Here is a 17,809-nt window from a genome sequence, read left to right on the forward strand (position 1 = left end):
TTGATGGATTTTATTTTATATTGGAGTAAGTTTTAGATGAAAAAAAATGATAAGATCACTATTGATTCTTTAGCTAAGGCTATTTCTGGAAAAATTGTTGGGGCCAACAACTTTAAATCTCCTGAAGGATTTACAGGAATATTTAATATATTAAAGGATTCTAAAGAGGGAGATATAGTAATCCGGCATTGGATTGATGAAGTGGGTGTGGAAATAGCTAGTGGGAAGCATGTAGCTTGTGTAATCACTGAGGACCCTAGAGGAAATTCAATAGAAATAGCTAAATCTCGCAAATTTCCTTTAATTGTAGTAAATAAGATTGAGGAAGCCAATGCTTACGCTTTAAAATGGACAATAGCTAAATTTGCTCCGAATTCAAAAAGAGTGATAATTAGTGGAACGAATGGCAAATCAACAACTTCTGACATGATCTATCATATTTTAAAATCCACAGGAGCAAATGCTTTAACAAATACTGATTCAAGATCTGAATTCAATACTTTAATTGATCCAATGGTCCCTAAATTGATTTCAGAGGAATTTTTATTAAATGGTATTAATAAGTTGGATTATATAGTAATTGAAGCATCAGAAGTTCAGGGATGGTTAGGTAAACTAATGAAGGGTCATGCTTATTTAATGACCGAAGCAGTTGATCCTGATGCTGCAGTTATAACTAACATCGCAATGGATCATATTGGACTAGTTAACTCTATTGAAGAAGTGTTTCAAGAAACTTCGGGTGTAGCTAAGGCTATAAAAAAAGGAAGTCTGATATTAAATCATGATGATGAATTGGTGTTAGATATGAATAATTTCATTGATGAAAATATAAATGGATTTTATTTTTCTATGGAAAATTTCAACAAAAACAAATATACAACTGTTGATATTAGAAAAAAAGACTTTTTCAATGGTGAAGAAGAGATTTTAGATGTTAATGGTGGAAAAATTTTTAATGATACTGATGAAAATATTGTTGATATTAGTGAAGTATATAGCTTAAAATATGATTCTTCAAAGGAATCTATCATCTATAACAACAATAATATATTATTTATAGATGATCTTCCATTTAAAAGTAATCACTTTATTCAAAATACATTGGCTGCTATTTCTGCATGTTTAGCATTGAAAATTAATGTTGATGATATTGTTAGAGGTGTTAAATCATATCAATCATTAAATAGAAGATTTAAGATTATTAGTCATAATCCTCTAATAATAGATGACTTTGCTCATAATCCTGAAGGTATAAAGGCTACTGCTAATGCCGTAATTGATTTAGCTAAAGATAAAATTGATAATGATTGCACTATCAGAATTCTTTGTGCGATTAGAGGTTCAAGAGGAGAAGAAATTAATAAAATCAACGCTGAGGCAATAGTGGATATTATCAATGATTTTAGCAATATGAAACATAAGGAAACTAAATTAGAAATCAAGATAATATTATCTAGTAGTTGTGATGTAGTGGATGATTTAAATGTAGTTGAAGATTATGAGAAAGATATATTCTTTGATGTTTTTACTAGAGATGGAATTGATTATATTCATTATGAAAACCTTCAAGATGCGTTATTTGAAACTTATAACCTGTCTAAAGACGATGATGTCATTTTATTAATTGGTGCTCAAGGAATGGATCCTGCAGAATCTCTGTTGAAAAATATTATTAATAAGAAAGATATTATCAATAAAAATAAGTAAAGAATAACTAACTCAATATCTAATAATTTAGCTTTAAATCACAATTAAATAGTAATAACTAGTTAAGTTGTAGTTAATAGATAACTATTAATATAAGATTAAACTTAGATAGATTGTATTGAATATGAATTTATTCAAAATTATATATTGAATATGAATTTATTCAAAATTATAAATTGAATATGAGTTTATTCAAAATTATAAATTTCTAATTTATTAATATTTTTATAAATTTTTATAAACTTTATTAATAGTGTTACTTATTATTTAAAAACATATTTTTAATTGATATTTTTATAAATTTTTATAAACTTTATTAATGGTGTTACTTATTATTTAAAAACATATTTTTAATTAATATTTTGTAATTACTGTTGTTAATTAATATTATTTTTAATTATTAAATCTAGTAATTACTTTAATAACGTACTTTAATGATATTAAAATAGTTATAATAAAAGAAAATTAACTTATTAATTCTTGTATTAAATAATAATTTATTAAGTTATTCTTATATAATATAATCAAAATTATATAATCAAAATTAAAAATTAAATAATTATATTTAAAAATAATAAATCACAATATGGATAATGAATTTTAAAAGTTAAGGAATTCTATTTAAATAATTTTTCATATGGGTAATGAATTTTAAAAGTTAAGGAATTCTATTTAAATAATTTTTCATATGGGTAATGAGTTTTAAAAGTTAAGGAATTCTATTTAAAAATAATAAATCATAAGAGTGATATTCATGATTAAAATAAGGAGAGATACACTAATAATTTTATTATTAGCATTTATATTAATCCTTTCTGGAAGGTTAATAACATATATAGCTTTTGCTTCATCTTCTGAATTGGATCAAGGAGTTCCTATTTCAGGAATAATAATTAAAGGCAATGATGTAGTGCCTATAGATAGTATAAGAGCTAATGTAGCTAATTCTGGTCTAAGGTCTGGAAGTTACATTGAAGGAGATATATTAAAAACATCGAAGCGGGAGTTACCATTGAGTGAGGCGATAGCTAATGCTCAAGAATTTGCTACTTTAACGACTATACCTGGGACTAAACTCCAACCAATTGCTGCAGCAGATGTTAAAGTTGATAAAAAAACGGGTATTGTAACAATTACTGTTATTGAAGATTTTTCAACCATTGACATGTCTAACTTGTCCAATACAACGACCAATAGGACTAGAGCATAGGAGGATATATTTTGAAAAAAATTTTTATTCCGATTATTATATTCTTAGTTCTTTTTGGCTCTGTTGGAAGTTCTTTTGCTACAATGAATGTGATTGTAATCACTGATCCCACTGGACAAGACCTAAATGGTGCAGCTGGGGGCAGTATGTCTTTTGCAGACAATATGTTCCAATCTACTTTTTTAATGTCTAAAGACAAACAATTTGTAGTATTATCTGGGGGAGAAGGAGATTCTAATGCTAGATTAAGTGCTATTGTTGATTCTATTAGTCATTTAGAGAATGGTGCTACTGCTGCAACTGGTGCTGCTTCTGCTTCTAGATATTCTGGGATAAGATTAATGGTTGGAGGTCCAAATATTGGAGCGGCAGTTGGGGGATCATTTGATGCTTATTTAATCACTGTAGATGATGATAACACCATCAAAGTAACTCCTTATTCTGGTGGGCTTGTTGTTTTACCTCCTGGGAAAAAAGGAGCTATTATTCATTTAAGAAACACTCATGGTAATCCTATGTATGGTACAGCTGAAACCGTCCGACAAGAAACAGCTCTAAATATTGGTAGGATGATTAGGGATGGATACTCTGCAACAACAATTGTTGGTAATGTGTTTGAAGAAGTAGCTAGAGATTCAGGTGAAAAATATGGGGGTGGTGCTGTTAATTTAGTATCTGGTATTTCTACATCGGATATGTTTACTCCAGAAGAAATTAACTCTACTGGTTCTCCAATGGATGAACCCTATGTTAAGTTGTGTCCTACTGATGGATGGTCATCTGGTTTTCCAGCTGCTGATAACTATGAAACTTGTCCAAATGATGGAACTCCATTAAAAACTATTTATGCTTATGAAGCATTGAAAAGTGCTATAACTGTTACAGAAAATACTGTTGGTGTCACTATATACGGAACTGATGCTCCAGGAATTAGTGAAACAACTTCTGAAGTTGTTAAAGCTTCTGTTAATAAATATGGATATGATCCTAATGCTATTGCAAATTCTATAAATAAAGGTATTAATAATGGACTTTTGGCAGGAGTAAATTATGTGGAACCAAAAGACATAAATGTGAGAGAAGAATCAAAAGCTGTGGGTGTTTACTTTACTCCTTTACCTGGAGATAGAACATCCCCTCCATGGAATTTGCCTATTAATTCTATAGTATTAGATATTATTGGAACTATTCAAACTACAATAGGTATAATTCTAATACTTTTAGTCATATTTAGGAGCAGACTACTTCAATCATTCCAAAAGAGGTAGTTTAATATTTTCTTTGTATTTTAAAAAAGTATATTTAGAAGAGAAAGTTTAACATTTCTTTTTATACTATAAAATGTATATTTAAAATAAATGATGTAAGATTATTCTTTTAATATTTAAAAATGTATTTAAGAGATGAAATTTAACATTTCTTTTAATATTTAAAAATGTATTTAAGAGATGAAATTTAACATTTCTTTTAATATTTAAAAATGTATTTAAGAGATGAAATTTAACATTTCTTTTTATATTATAAAAAGTATATTTAAAATTAAATAATATAAGATATTCTTTTAGTATTTTTAAAAAAGTATATTTAAGAGTGATTTAAGATTATTCTTTTAGTGTTTTTAAAAAAGTATATTTAAGAGTGATTTAAGATTATTCTTTTAGTGTTTTTAAAAAAGTATATTTAAGAGTGATTTAAGATTATTCTTTTAGTGTTTTTAAAAAAGTATATTTAAGAGTGATGTAAGATTATTCTTTTAGTATTTTTAAAAAAGTATATTTAGATATACTTTTATTTATTCATATTATTATACATTCAATTAATCGTATTTAGTGATATTTATGGCATTAATATTAATTCGTGGTGACAATAACTCAAAATTACTCAATGCAATTGCTGACATTGAAAGGCATGCAAAATTAAATCTGATAGCCAAACCTCAGAAAATCGATTCAAATTTCGCAGATAAAATTGTGGAGTCTATTCTAAACTCTCCTCTAAGAACTAAATCAAAGGTAGCCACTTCTTTCTTTATTAAAGAAGATATTACTTTAGCTATTATGCAAATTAAAAAAATTCATCCACCTGCACATGTTGTAGTAGTTAGTGATGAATATGAAGATTATGAAAAATTAAGGGAAGTTTTAAACGATGCCCCTATTTTTGGAGGATATTATTCAAATAAAGCTAAAACTACTGAATTAAAAGATTACAAACATGATAATCTTTCTAGAAATAAAAAGAGGAATTTTAGCTAATTGTTGTTTGGAGGATAAAAGAATTTTAAACAGCTAATTGAATTTTTTATTTATATTATATAAATCCATTTAATAATGCTTTGATAATTTTTAGATATTATTTTAGCTAATTAATAGTAAAGTATAAAAATAAAAATATCATACTTATATTATTAATATTTTGAAAAATATTTACTAATTATTAATATTTTGAAAAATATTTACTAATTAATTTGATGAATATTTTGGGAATTTAATCAATATTACTATATCTTAAAATGTTTTAGAAGTTTATATTTAATTAGAATTTAGGGATATATTATGAGATGCGAAATTTGTGGTAAAGTAGTAGTAGATAAGCCAGTAAGAACAAAGATTGATGGCTCTATTATGGAAGTTTGTCAGGATTGTTCTAAATTTGGTACAATTCAGAAAGAACCTCCAAAGCCTAAAAAACCTATTACTAATACTAACAGACCTATCAGAAGGCAACGTCCTATGTACTCTGCTGATGAACCTTCTGAGGAATTAATTGAAAATTATAATTCAATAATTAGGCAAGCTCGTGAATCTAAAGGATTTTCAAGAGAAGAACTTGGCGAGAAGATTTATGAAAAAGTTTCAGTTATAAATAGAATTGAATCTGGAAAGATGGTTCCAGATTTAAAATTAGCTAAAAAATTTGAAAAAGCATTGAAGATTGAATTGATTGAAAAAATTAATGATATTGATCTTGAAAATTTTAAAAGTAACTCTTCTAAAGTACCTACTCTTGGGGATATTGTTAAAATAAAGAAAAAGTAGATTATATTTAGAAATAGTCCTAGATTCTATTGGAATTCTTTTTAATAGCTAAAGTATATTTAAACTGCATTATATTTTTTTCATGAATTTAAAGTATATTTTTCATAAAATTAAACTATACTTTTTTATAAAGTTAAAGTATATTTTTCATAAATTAAACTATACTTTTTTATAAAGTTAAAGTATATTTTTCATAAAATTAAACTATACTTTTTTATAAAGTTAAAGTATATTTTTTCATGAACTAAAATATTTATTAATCAATTCATTAATTTTTGTTTTTTAATATATTAACTTAAATTATTTTCATAAACCTAAAATTTAAATAATATTGATAACAATATATTGATATATATGTTATTCTTTGAATTATTGAAAGATATTTTTTAAATATATATTCTGGAATCATATATATTAATTTATAAATAATTTTTATATAAAATCATGATTATTATTTACTTAATAATTAATTAAATAATTATAAATTAAAATTACAAAAAATAATAAAATTAATAGGAGCGTTTTGTAACATGGAAAATTCATCCCAATCTCTTCTTGATAGGGTTGAAGACCTTAAAAAAGAATTAAGGATCTTAAAAGAAGAAAATACAAAAACTAAGCGTAATTTAATGTGGAAAGTTAGGAAACTTGAGAAAGATAAAGTTTTAACTGAAAACGAAAAAATTAGGCTTGAAAGAGAAACTAAATCTCTTAGGGGAGAGGTTGAAAGATTTAGATCTCCTCCATTAGTCTTAGCTACTATTACTGAAATATTAGACGCTAATAGAATGACAGTAAAAAGTAGTACTGGACCTCACTTTGTAATTAATTATTCAAAGTTTTTAGATGAAAAACTCTTAGTACCTGGTTCAAGAGTAGCTTTAAATCAACAAACATTTAGTGTTGTTGAAATACTTCCTTCTGAGAAGGATCCAACAGTTTCTGGAATGGAAATTGAAGAAAAGCCAGCAGTTTCATATGACACAATAGGTGGTCTCGAAGATCAAATAATGGAAGTTAAAGAAACTGTAGAGCTACCTCTCAAAAAACCAGAACTATTTAAACAAATTGGTATTGAACCACCGAAAGGAGTTCTATTGTATGGTCCTCCAGGAACTGGAAAGACATTATTAGCTAAAGCAGTAGCTAATGAAACTAATGCCACTTTTATTAAAATTGTAGCTTCAGAATTTGTTAAAAAATATATTGGTGAAGGGGCTAGATTAGTTAGAGAAGTGTTCGAACTAGCTAAAGAAAAGGCTCCAAGTATAATTTTCATCGATGAAATCGATGCTGTTGCTGCTAAACGTCTTAAAAGTTCTACAAGTGGAGATAGAGAAGTTCAAAGAACTTTAATGCAGCTATTGGCGGAACTTGATGGTTTTGAATCCCGTGGAGATATTGGTATTGTGGCAGCTACAAACAGGCCAGATATCCTAGATCCTGCACTTCTTAGACCTGGAAGATTTGATAGGTTCATTGAAGTACCAATCCCTAATGAAGAGGGTAGAAAAGAGATTTTAAAGATTCATACATCTAAGATGTCATTATCTGAAGAAGCAGACATTGATCTTCTATCTAATTTAACTGAAGGGGTTTCTGGTGCTGACTTAAAAGCTATTTGTACTGAAGCAGGAATGTTTGCAATCAGAGAGGAACGTAACCAAGTTACAGTAGCTGACTTCATGGATGCTGTTGATAAGATTATGGGCGTTGAACATGATGAAGAGTATAAAAAAGAAGCAGGAGTAATGTTTGGTTAATAATTCTATTGACTTTATTAACTAATATTCTTTATTTTTTTTTAAAATTTAAAATTAGCCTATGATGATCCCTATGAGCTCTGATATGTGATGAATGATGGGCGAACTGAGGCTATTATTATTATTATTATTATTATTGTTTTGAATATGTAGATAATATAATCTATCAACCATATTTTTCATTATTTGTAAAGTTTAGCTTTTTGTAAATGGTATAATTTTGTAAATAGGTATAATCTATCAACCATATTTTTCATTATTTGTAAAGTTTAGCTTTTCAAATTAAAAGAAATCTATAATCTTCTTTATTCAACATTATTGTCTAATATTTTTTAGAATTGAATTTCTATTTCTTTTTTTTAGTTTTTTAAAACCGTATTTATCTATTTAGTTGGCATAATCATTATCCATCATCAATATTGTTTAATATACTGGATTCGTTTACTTCAACTATTTTTGGAAGCTTTCCTATTGTACCTATGGACTCTCCTAATATTATTAAAGCCCCAATGAAATGGTCTTTAAATTCTTCAGAAGCATTTAATCCATTTTCTACAGCATCTTCATCGGATTTGCCATTAACATGATTAGCTATTGAAGTAGCTAATGCATCAGATATACTTGCTTTTTTAGATATTATTGTAACACAGTCGGATCGTCCATAACTAGTAGAATAGCCTACCGATCCTGAAGATGAACATATTCCAATAGGATTTTCTTGGTTTTTAAATTCAAAAGCTATTTTTCCACTTAATGGGGAGTTTCCAGCATATATTCCACAAATAACTCTTTTATTTTTATTTATAAAAGCAATATCTCCTCCATTATCTACAATGGAATAGCTTGAACCTTGTTTTATTAGATATTCAAGTGAAAGTTCAGAGATAGTTCCAGCTATTGCTGCTGTAGGACCTACATTTGCTATATTGGATGCTTCAATCATCAATTTAACTACTTTACTTTCTACTTTTTTATTTGGGTTGTAAGGTTTAAGAGTTCTTGCAAATTCGGGAGTTTTAAGGATATAATCTTTTAATTCTAATCTTGTTTTTGTAATGAAGCTATTTAGATCATTTTTTTCTATATCAGATACTAAATTTATATTAGTTTCATCAATAACTATTTTTTCATGGAATACTGAATTTGTTAGATTTGATTTCATTAATAATGTTATTATTTTTTATAAATATTAAAAACTTTGTTTTTAAAATAGAAAATTTGTCTAAATATTGACTGTAATCCTTTTTTGTATTTCTAACTAGATTTTTGAGTTACTACTAATTCTTAAGGAATAATGTTTATTATTTCTTAATTACTTACTTCTAACTACCTCTAACAAAAACTTTATTTAAAACAATAAACATAAGTAAAAACGATGTTTAATAAAGAAGAAAATACACTTAATGAAAAAATAATCTTCAAAAGCAAACCTAATTTATTTCTTAGCTGTAAGAAAGTTTTTGCTTTATTTTTCATTTTAGGTGTGATATTTTACTTTTCACAGCCTTTAATAAGCTATGTAGCTGCAATACAAGTTGATTTAATCAGTTTACTGAATTTACCATTAACTAGATATTTTACATTAGCTATTTTTGCTGTAGTATTTTTGATCATTATTTGGATTATTTGGATTTTATTATCTTGGACAGCTAAAGAATATATAATCACAGATACTAGAATAATATCTAAAACAGGACTAATAAGTAAAAAAAGATCTTATTTACCAATTAACACAATACAGGATATCACAGTGTCTCAAGGAATTTTAGGAAGGATAGCTTCCGTTGGAACAATCACGGTTTTTAGTAGCTATGATGGAAGTAAAATGGAACTAAGCAATATAAACAACCCTCATAAAATAGAAGAGCTTATTTTTCATGAAATAAACAAAGAACCTTTTTATCATGATAATTTTAATAATCACAGCCATAATCCTTATGATTATTATGATCAAAACCAATACAATCCAGAAAATCAATATTTTCCTCGTGGTGATGTCAATAACATAAATAATCGTGATTATTATAATGGAGATTATCACAATAAACGAGATTATAATCAAGATTATAGAAATGATTACAATCCTAATTATCAAAATAATCCAAATTCTAATGATTATAATGACCAATATGATAGCTATGCAAAAGAAATTGACAAAAATAAAAATAGCTCTCCAAATCATGATATTCCTTTAGTTAATGAAGATTTTCCATTTCTTCAAAAAAAGAATGATAATGGTCATTTGGATGATTTAAATACTGAATATTATTCTAATAATGATAATACTTCTGAAAAAATTAACAATGAAAATATTGATCAGTATAATATTATTGATATTAATAAAAACGACAATTCTAATTCTTTAAACCCTAAAAATTCTAATGGACATGTTTCTAATGAATCTGACAAATATAATCAATATAATGAGAATGATTATTTCGATGAAACAATGGATAAAGCTATTAGAAATTTAGATGGAAATACTAAATTTAAAAATGATGAAATTAGGTATGATGGATCTAGTAATCCTAATCAAAGCTATGCTGATAATAATCAATATATTCATAACAATCAAAATCAAATGAATAGTAATCTTAAAAATCAGAACCCTAATAATCAGAATTATAATAGTCAGAATAATATGAATCGGAATGATCAGAATTATAATAGTCAGAATAATATGAATCGGAATGATCAGAATTATAATAGTCAGAATAATATGAATCGGAATGATCAGAATTATAATAGTCAGAATAATATGAATCGGAATGATCAGAATTATAATAGTCAGAATAATATGAATCGGAATGATCAGAATTATAATAGTCAGAATAATATGAATCGGAATGATCAGAATTATAATAGTCAGAATAATATGAATCGGAATGATCAGAATTATGTTGGTCCTAGTCAGAATTCCAATCAGCATTATAATGATCGGAATGATCAGAATTATGTTGGTCCTAGTCAGAATTCCAATCAGCATTATAATGATCGGAATGATCGGAACTTTGATAGAAATTACAGAAGTCATCCAAATCAAAATAATCATAATCAAAACAACAATAATGTGCATAAACAGAACAATAGAGATTTAAACAATTATGGAAGAGATAATAGAAGTACTTCTATTGATAAAGATGAATCTAAAATTAGTATTTTAGAGAGGCATTCCAAAAAATTTAAAAAATAAAAATATAAATAGAATTCTCATTAATTATATATTGAAAATCATTTTTCATTATTCTAAATTTTACTTTCTGGTGTATTATGTCTTTTGATTATGATGTAGTTATTATAGGTGCTGGACCAATAGGATCAACTTTGGCCTATAAAATAGCTAAAAAGGGCTATTCAGTAGCTATTTTAGAGAAAAAAAAGGAGATAGGAATTCCTCTTCAATGTGCAGGAATAGTTAGTAAAAAATTAAAAGATATTAATGAAATTCCAGATTCTTTGATTCTAAATGAAGTCAAAGGAGCATATCTTCACTCTTTAAGTCATGATTTGAGAGTTAAAAAAGATAAAAATGAAGCATTAATTATTGATAGGATAGGATATGATAAATTTTTAGCTAAACGTGCTATTGATGCAGGAGCTATTCTATTTAAGCAGTCTAAAGTAATTGCTGTAGATAGTAAAAGTGGGACTATACTATGCCAGAACAATCGAAAAGTTAAAGCTAAGATAATAGTTGGGGCAGATGGTCCTAAATCCATTGCATCAGATTCTTTCAATCATTCTTTTAAATATTTTAATGCTACTCAATATTTAATTGAAATTAACAATAAACATGATGATATTGGATATTCTAATAATGAAAATGTTGGATATCATAGTAATGAAAATATTGGATTTCATAGTAATGAAAATATTGGATTTCATAGTAATGAAAATATTGGATTTCATAGTAATGAAAATATTGGATTTCATAGTAATGAAAATATTGGATATCATAATAATGAAAATGTTGGATATCATAATAATGAAATAGTTAATGAGGAAAATAAAGAATTTAAAAAGATTAATAAAGATTCTGAAAGTATAATTAATAATAAAACGGATAATAGTAATGATTTTGTAGATATTTTTGCAATATCTAAAATTCTTCCTGGATTTTTGTGGTGTATTCCCACTACAAAAAATAGCTATCGTATTGGCTTGTTTTCAAATAATGATTATAAAAACCAAAAAATTATTTTAGAAGATTTTTTATCTACTAATGAAAAATTCAAGAATTGTTCTATCGTTGAAAAATATAATGGAAAAATTCCTATTTTTGATAAAAACAAGAATCTTGTAACTGATAGAATGATATTAATTGGAGATGCTGCTTCTCAAATTAAACCCACTACTGGTGGAGGCTTAATACTAGGTTTTGATATTTGTAATTTGGCTAGTGATGCAATAATAAAATCTTTAAAGGATGATGATATTCATATACTGAAAAAATATGAAAAAAACTTTAAAAAGAAATATTCTAAAGAACTTTCTTATCAACTTAAAGTTCAACAAACTCTTGAAATTCTATCAGATGATGATTTAGATCATATGTTCCTCAAACTAAAGGAGAAAAATGCTGAAGAAATTATATCTAAATATGGAGATATGGATAAACAATCTGTTCTAGTTAAAGAATTTATAAAAAGAGGCATTATTTTTTCTATCATTCCAAAAGCATTTTTTAGAAAACTTATCTCTATTTGGGGATTTAAATAATATAAAGTTTAAATATTATGATCAATGGAGTATTATAATGGAACTTTTACTTATACAATCACAAGAACACAAAACTTTACCTTTAGCAGAATTAAGGGCTGTTTTAACTACTGAAAAAATAGCTACTGAAATTGAAGTCCCAACAACAGGTTTAGTTTTATTAAAATCATTAAAAAAAGCAAATTTTTTTGAAAGCTACGAAAAATTAGTTAGAAGATTAGCTTATACTCATGAAGTCGATGAACTTATTTTAAAGACAACTATCCAAGATATTGAAGATGATTTTAAATCTATTGAGTGGAATGATTACATTTCTAATGATTTTGCAGTGAGATTAAAAAGATTTGATAAAGTAAATATTGATACAACAGCTATTGAAAGGAGATTGGGTCATTTAATTTTGCTCTCCAATGAAAGAGATAGTAATGCTTCTAATGATAATGATAATAATAAAATTACAGTAAACTTAGATAATCCAGAATCTTTTATTAGGGTGGTAGCTACTGAAAATGAAGTTTTCATTGGGATTGAAAGAATTAAACTTAATAAAAAACATTTCCAAGATATGAAACCTCATAAAAGACCATTTTTCTATCCAGGTTCAATGAGTCCAAAGCTTGCTAGGTGTATGGTAAATTTGTCCCATGTAAAAGAAGGTCAATTGCTTCTGGATCCTTTCTGTGGTACAGGAGGAATTCTAATTGAAGGTGGAATGATTGGAGCTAAACTTATAGGTTCAGACATTCATTGGAAAATGAAAAATGGAACTTCAATTAATCTTGATCATTGTAACATAAAAGATTATCAGGCACACCATATTGATGTTAGGGAATTGAAGCTTTATGAAAAAGTTGATGCTGTAGTTACAGATCCTCCGTATGGTATTTCAACATCTACTGGTGGAGAAAAAAGTGGAATCATTTTTCATCAATTTTTAGAATCAATTTCTAACAACATGAAGGAAAATGCACTTTTATGCATCGCAGCCCCACATTATTTAGATTTTGATAGTATATTAAATGATTTAGACTTCGAATTATTGGATAGACATGAGATTAAAATGCATAAAAGCTTAACAAGAATCATTTCTGTTATAGGTAAAATTAATTAAATGAATAGTTTATTATTATCTATTTTCATTATTAAAATTTTCATGTTTTTAATTTTTCAAATTTTGATTATTTATAGCTTTTATTGTTACTGGTAGATTTTTTAAATGATTTTTAATACAGTAAAGCTTGGGAAACAATTCTAAAATGAAAATTTTAAAAATCAATTAAATTACCTTATTACTATTTTAAAGAGTAATGAAGTATTATCATTTTAAAAAATTAATTATATAAAGTTAAATAATGAATTAATTATTACAACAATATTATTATTATTATTATTATTATTCAAATAAAAGAATTATAACATAAAAAAAATTTAATTCAATAATTGATGTTAATATCAATATTAAGGTCTATTAGAATTTTATTTAAAATTTAGTAGTTGAAATATCTAACTTTAATAAATTAAAAATTATTATAGACTTATCTTAATTTTAACCCATAATATTAACAATAAAATTTTCTAAAAATAACTACTTCCCATCATCAGTAAATTGGAATAATTTCGATATTTTTGATTATTAGTTCATATTCAAATAAATATTTTTGATTATTAGTTCATGTTCAAATTATATATTCTCTTATAATCTTTATAACAAAATTTATATTATCAATCATACATATCTTAGAATTAATAAAACTTTAATTTTTAATTATTTTTAATAAATTTTTTTATTTTAAATAATTAATTATCTCAATTTTATTTAGATTTATATGCTACATTAGTTAACTTTATTTAGATTTATATGCTACATTAGTTAACTTTATTTAGATTTATATGCTACATTAGTTAACTTTATTTAACTTTATATACTACATTAGTTAACTTTGTTTAACTTTATATACTATATTAATTAACTTTATTTAACTTTATATACTATATTAGTTAACTTTATTTAATTTTGTTAATAATTTAGACCTTCAAAGGGGATTTAATTGAAAATAAATGTACTTGATACAACTTTAAGAGATGGTGAACAAACTCCAGGAATCTCACTCACAGCAAGTGAAAAATTGCGAATAGCTATTAAATTAGATGAAATTGGTGTTAATATTATCGAAGCTGGTTCTGCTATTACTTCAATTGGAGAGAGAAAAGGGATTAAAACTGTGGTTAATGAGGGTCTTAATGCTGAAATTTCTAGCTTTGCTCGTGCTGTTAGGGTTGATGTTGATGCAGCACTTGAATGTGGGGTTGACAGTGTTCATCTTGTTGTTCCAACTTCAGATTTACATATAACTCATAAGCTTAAAAAAACACGAGAAGAAGTTTTATTTCAAGCTATTGATGCTGCAGAATATGCTCTTGATCATGGTTTAATAGTAGAATTGTCTGCAGAAGATGCTACACGTAGTGATATGGATTATTTAAAGAAGATTTTTAGTGCAGGAATTGATGTGGGTGTTCAAAGGATCTGTGCTTGTGATACTGTTGGAATGTTAACTCCTGAGCGATCTTTGGATTACTACTCAGAATTAGTTAAGCTTGGAGCTCCATTAAGTGTACATTGTCACAATGATTTCGGATTGGCTGTAGCAAATACTTTGTCTGCTATTAGGGCGGGAGCTACAGAGTTTCATTGTACTGTGAATGGTATAGGTGAACGAGCTGGAAATGCTTCTTTTGAAGAGACTGTAGTTTCTCTTGATACCTTATATGGGGATTATCAAACAGATATACAGATAAATCAATTGTATGATACTTCTAAATTAGTAGCTAGGCTCACTGGAGTATATCTTCAGCCAAACAAGGCTATTGTTGGTGAAAATGCATTTGCACACGAGTCTGGAATTCATGCAGATGGGGTTATCAAAAATGCAGCTACTTATGAGCCAATAACTCCAGAACTCGTTGGACATAAACGAAAATTTGTAATGGGTAAACACATTGGGGAACATGGACTTAAAAATAGACTAAAAGAGCTAAATCTTAACTTTAATCAGGATCAATGTGATGAAATATTTAAAAGAGTTAAATCTCTTGGAGATTTAGGTAAAAGCGTTACAGATGTTGATCTTCAAGCAATTGCTGATGATGTTCTTGAGATAGAAAGAGAAAAGAAAATCAACCTTGAGGAAGTTACAATAGTTTCTGGTAATAAAGTTATACCTACAGCTTCTGTTAAGTTAAAAATTGATAATAAAGATATACTTGAAGCTGATGTTGGTGTAGGTCCTGTAGATGCAGCTATTGGGGCAGTTAAAAAAGGAATAGCTAGTTTTGCTGATGTTGAATTAGAAGAGTATCATGTAGATGCTATAACTGGAGGTACTAATGCATTAATAGATGTTATCCTTAAATTACGGTTAGGGGATAAAATTATTTCTGCAAGAAGTACTCAGCCAGACATCATCAATGCAAGTGTGGAAGCTTATTTAAGTGGAGTAAATAGATTATTAGAAAATGAAGATGATTGATATATAAGTTAATATTTTTATATTAAGATATTTCTTTATAGTTAGATATTTTTCATATTAAGATATTTCTTTATAGTTAGATATTTTTCATATTAAGATATTTCTTTATAGTTAGATATTTTTCATATTAAGATATTTCTTTATAGTTAGATATTTTTTATATTAAGATATTTTTTTATAGTTAGATATTTTTTATAGTTAGATATTTTTTTATAGTTAGATATTTTTTTATACTAAGATATTTTTTTATAGTTAGATATTTTTTTATACTAAGATATTTTTTTATAGTTAGATATTTTTTATACTAAGATATTTTTCATAATTATTTATCCTAATTATAATCATATATTCTAATTGATAGAATTGTTATCATTACTCTTCTTATTTTTACATATGGTTAGTATATTGTATCATTCTTGGAGTATGATTACTATTTTCATATCCCTATCAATTATTTCATTCTTTTATCAGGTGATTTTTTGAATATCGAAGAAAATATAGAAATAGCTGGATTTAAAACAGATATAATCAGTATCCAAGAAACTCTCGAAACTCTTGATAAAATAAAAAATAATTGCTGTGATGGCTGTGTAATTCAACTATTAAATGCTAAAGGAATAGCTGGGAGAAAACACATTGAACATGGGATAACTCATGCTATAAATGCATTTAAAAGAAAAGAAAATTTAGCCAATGATTTGGGCATTGAAATATGTATTAGAACTTCAGCCCAAAGACAGATTTCAAAGGCCTTGGAAATTCTTGGTTTGAAAGAAGGTAACATGGATATATGCGTTGTTATGATAAATTGTCCAGACTATTTCCTTGATGAATTATCAGTGATTTTTGATAGAGATGATAGTGTTTTAGAAAAGGATCAATTAATATTAACAGAACTATATGATATATCAGAAAAAGAATTAGATATCTTCTGTATTGAAGATATTCTAATTGATAAAACATCTGCATTAATTGTGGAAATGTAATTATTGTAGAGCTATAATTTTTTAATCTTTTCTATTTTTTTGTAGAGCTATAATTTGTTAATCTTTTCTATTTTTTTTGATTATTGAATCATGGTTAAAAGTCGAATTTCTAGAAAAATAGTTAAAAATTATTCTCATATTTATTATTTGGATTTAATATAATTAATGAATTTTGATTGATTTTTGCAAATAAACGTCTATTTAATTTTTAATTAATGTTTTTAATGAAATTAATCTTTAAAATTCTAAGTAAAAAATTTAATTTGTGTAAGAAGATTTTTGGTCACTGTTTAGATCGTGGATTTCTTTTTATTGATATCAGTAATTCATTTTAGCGTGTTAATTAATAAATTCTTATAAATTTAAGTTTTAGGATTGTTATAAAAATCTTTTTAGAATTTTTTTAATTAAAAAATTTGTTATATAACTAATAATGAAATCATAATTTTTAATATAATCTTTTTTTGATGTAAATCTTAATATGATCTTTGTTGTTCTATCATCGTATTTTCTGTGTGTTTTTGTTATTCACTTTTTTTGATCATTTTTTTTTCTTAAGTCTCATTGATTGTTCTGCTTTACTATAATTTTTTCCCTGAAATATTGTGTAGATGTTATTATTTTAAATGAGATGTTATTTAGTAAGTTTTGGAAAAGATTATGGCTCATTTTTTTTAAATTTTTCGTGATATTTACTTAAATGAAAAAATGTGTTGAAAATTAGGGGATGGGTTAAATAGCTTATTTTTATGATAGGGATAATTTTTCTTGCTTAAATTTATTTTAACTGGTTTTAAGTTCTTTAAATGTTTAGGGGGGGGGGGGGCAATCTATGGAATTATATCTGTTTTCT

The 17,809-nt window shown here is 26.1% G+C and carries 12 protein-coding genes; 11 read left to right on the plus strand and 1 reads right to left on the minus strand.

Features of this window, described 5'->3' with window-relative positions; all coding sequences use genetic code 11:
* Positions 1-36 precede the first annotated feature (36 nt).
* The 6 genes from MBCUT_RS04925 to MBCUT_RS04950 all read left to right on the plus strand — a co-directional run bounded on the left by MBCUT_RS04925 (position 37) and on the right by MBCUT_RS04950 (position 7,721).
* Complete coding sequence (locus tag MBCUT_RS04925) at positions 37-1,710, plus strand: Mur ligase family protein (RefSeq protein WP_067259569.1); 1,674 nt, start codon at positions 37-39, stop codon at positions 1,708-1,710.
* A gap of 754 nt (positions 1,711-2,464) precedes the next feature.
* Complete coding sequence (locus MBCUT_RS04930) at positions 2,465-2,920, plus strand: hypothetical protein (protein ID WP_067259571.1); 456 nt, start codon at positions 2,465-2,467, stop codon at positions 2,918-2,920.
* An 83-nt stretch (positions 2,921-3,003) separates the two neighbouring features.
* On the plus strand, positions 3,004-4,188 hold the full coding sequence (locus MBCUT_RS04935; protein WP_211263771.1) for a hypothetical protein: 1,185 nt from the start codon (positions 3,004-3,006) through the stop codon (positions 4,186-4,188).
* Between the two features lie 570 nt (positions 4,189-4,758).
* Positions 4,759-5,175 carry a DUF356 domain-containing protein gene (locus MBCUT_RS04940; protein ID WP_067259575.1) on the plus strand — a complete coding sequence of 139 codons (417 nt, stop codon included), beginning with the start codon at positions 4,759-4,761 and terminating at the stop codon, positions 5,173-5,175.
* 300 nt (positions 5,176-5,475) lie between these two features.
* Positions 5,476-5,958 (plus strand): multiprotein bridging factor aMBF1, encoded by a 483-nt coding sequence (locus MBCUT_RS04945; RefSeq protein WP_067259577.1) that lies wholly within the window; start codon positions 5,476-5,478, stop codon positions 5,956-5,958.
* 530 nt (positions 5,959-6,488) lie between these two features.
* The gene (locus MBCUT_RS04950; protein WP_067259579.1) at positions 6,489-7,721 is read left to right on the plus strand and encodes a proteasome-activating nucleotidase; all 1,233 of its coding nucleotides are present in this window, start codon (positions 6,489-6,491) and stop codon (positions 7,719-7,721) included.
* 403 nt (positions 7,722-8,124) lie between these two features.
* Here MBCUT_RS04950 and MBCUT_RS04955 read toward each other — a convergent pair whose 3' ends face one another.
* Positions 8,125-8,883, minus strand: a complete 759-nt coding sequence (locus tag MBCUT_RS04955) for a UPF0280 family protein (RefSeq protein WP_067259582.1) — start codon at positions 8,881-8,883, stop codon at positions 8,125-8,127.
* Positions 8,884-9,096: 213 nt separating this feature from the next.
* Between MBCUT_RS04955 and MBCUT_RS04960 the strand changes: the two genes are divergently transcribed.
* From MBCUT_RS04960 to cgi121, 5 genes are all read left to right on the plus strand, one after another.
* Complete coding sequence (locus MBCUT_RS04960; RefSeq protein WP_067259583.1) at positions 9,097-10,914, plus strand: PH domain-containing protein; 1,818 nt, start codon at positions 9,097-9,099, stop codon at positions 10,912-10,914.
* 77 nt (positions 10,915-10,991) lie between these two features.
* Positions 10,992-12,440 (plus strand): FAD-dependent oxidoreductase, encoded by a 1,449-nt coding sequence (locus MBCUT_RS04965; RefSeq protein ID WP_067259584.1) that lies wholly within the window; start codon positions 10,992-10,994, stop codon positions 12,438-12,440.
* A gap of 37 nt (positions 12,441-12,477) precedes the next feature.
* Complete coding sequence (locus MBCUT_RS04970; protein WP_067259585.1) at positions 12,478-13,551, plus strand: TIGR01177 family methyltransferase; 1,074 nt, start codon at positions 12,478-12,480, stop codon at positions 13,549-13,551.
* 937 nt (positions 13,552-14,488) lie between these two features.
* Positions 14,489-15,970 (plus strand): (R)-citramalate synthase, encoded by a 1,482-nt coding sequence (locus tag MBCUT_RS04975; protein WP_067259586.1) that lies wholly within the window; start codon positions 14,489-14,491, stop codon positions 15,968-15,970.
* Positions 15,971-16,449: 479 nt separating this feature from the next.
* Positions 16,450-16,956 (plus strand): KEOPS complex subunit Cgi121, encoded by a 507-nt coding sequence (gene cgi121 / locus MBCUT_RS04980; RefSeq protein WP_157082487.1) that lies wholly within the window; start codon positions 16,450-16,452, stop codon positions 16,954-16,956.
* The last annotated feature ends 853 nt before the right edge of the window (positions 16,957-17,809 follow it).

The organism is Methanobrevibacter cuticularis (genome assembly GCF_001639285.1).
GTDB lineage: Archaea > Methanobacteriota > Methanobacteria > Methanobacteriales > Methanobacteriaceae > Methanobaculum > Methanobaculum cuticulare.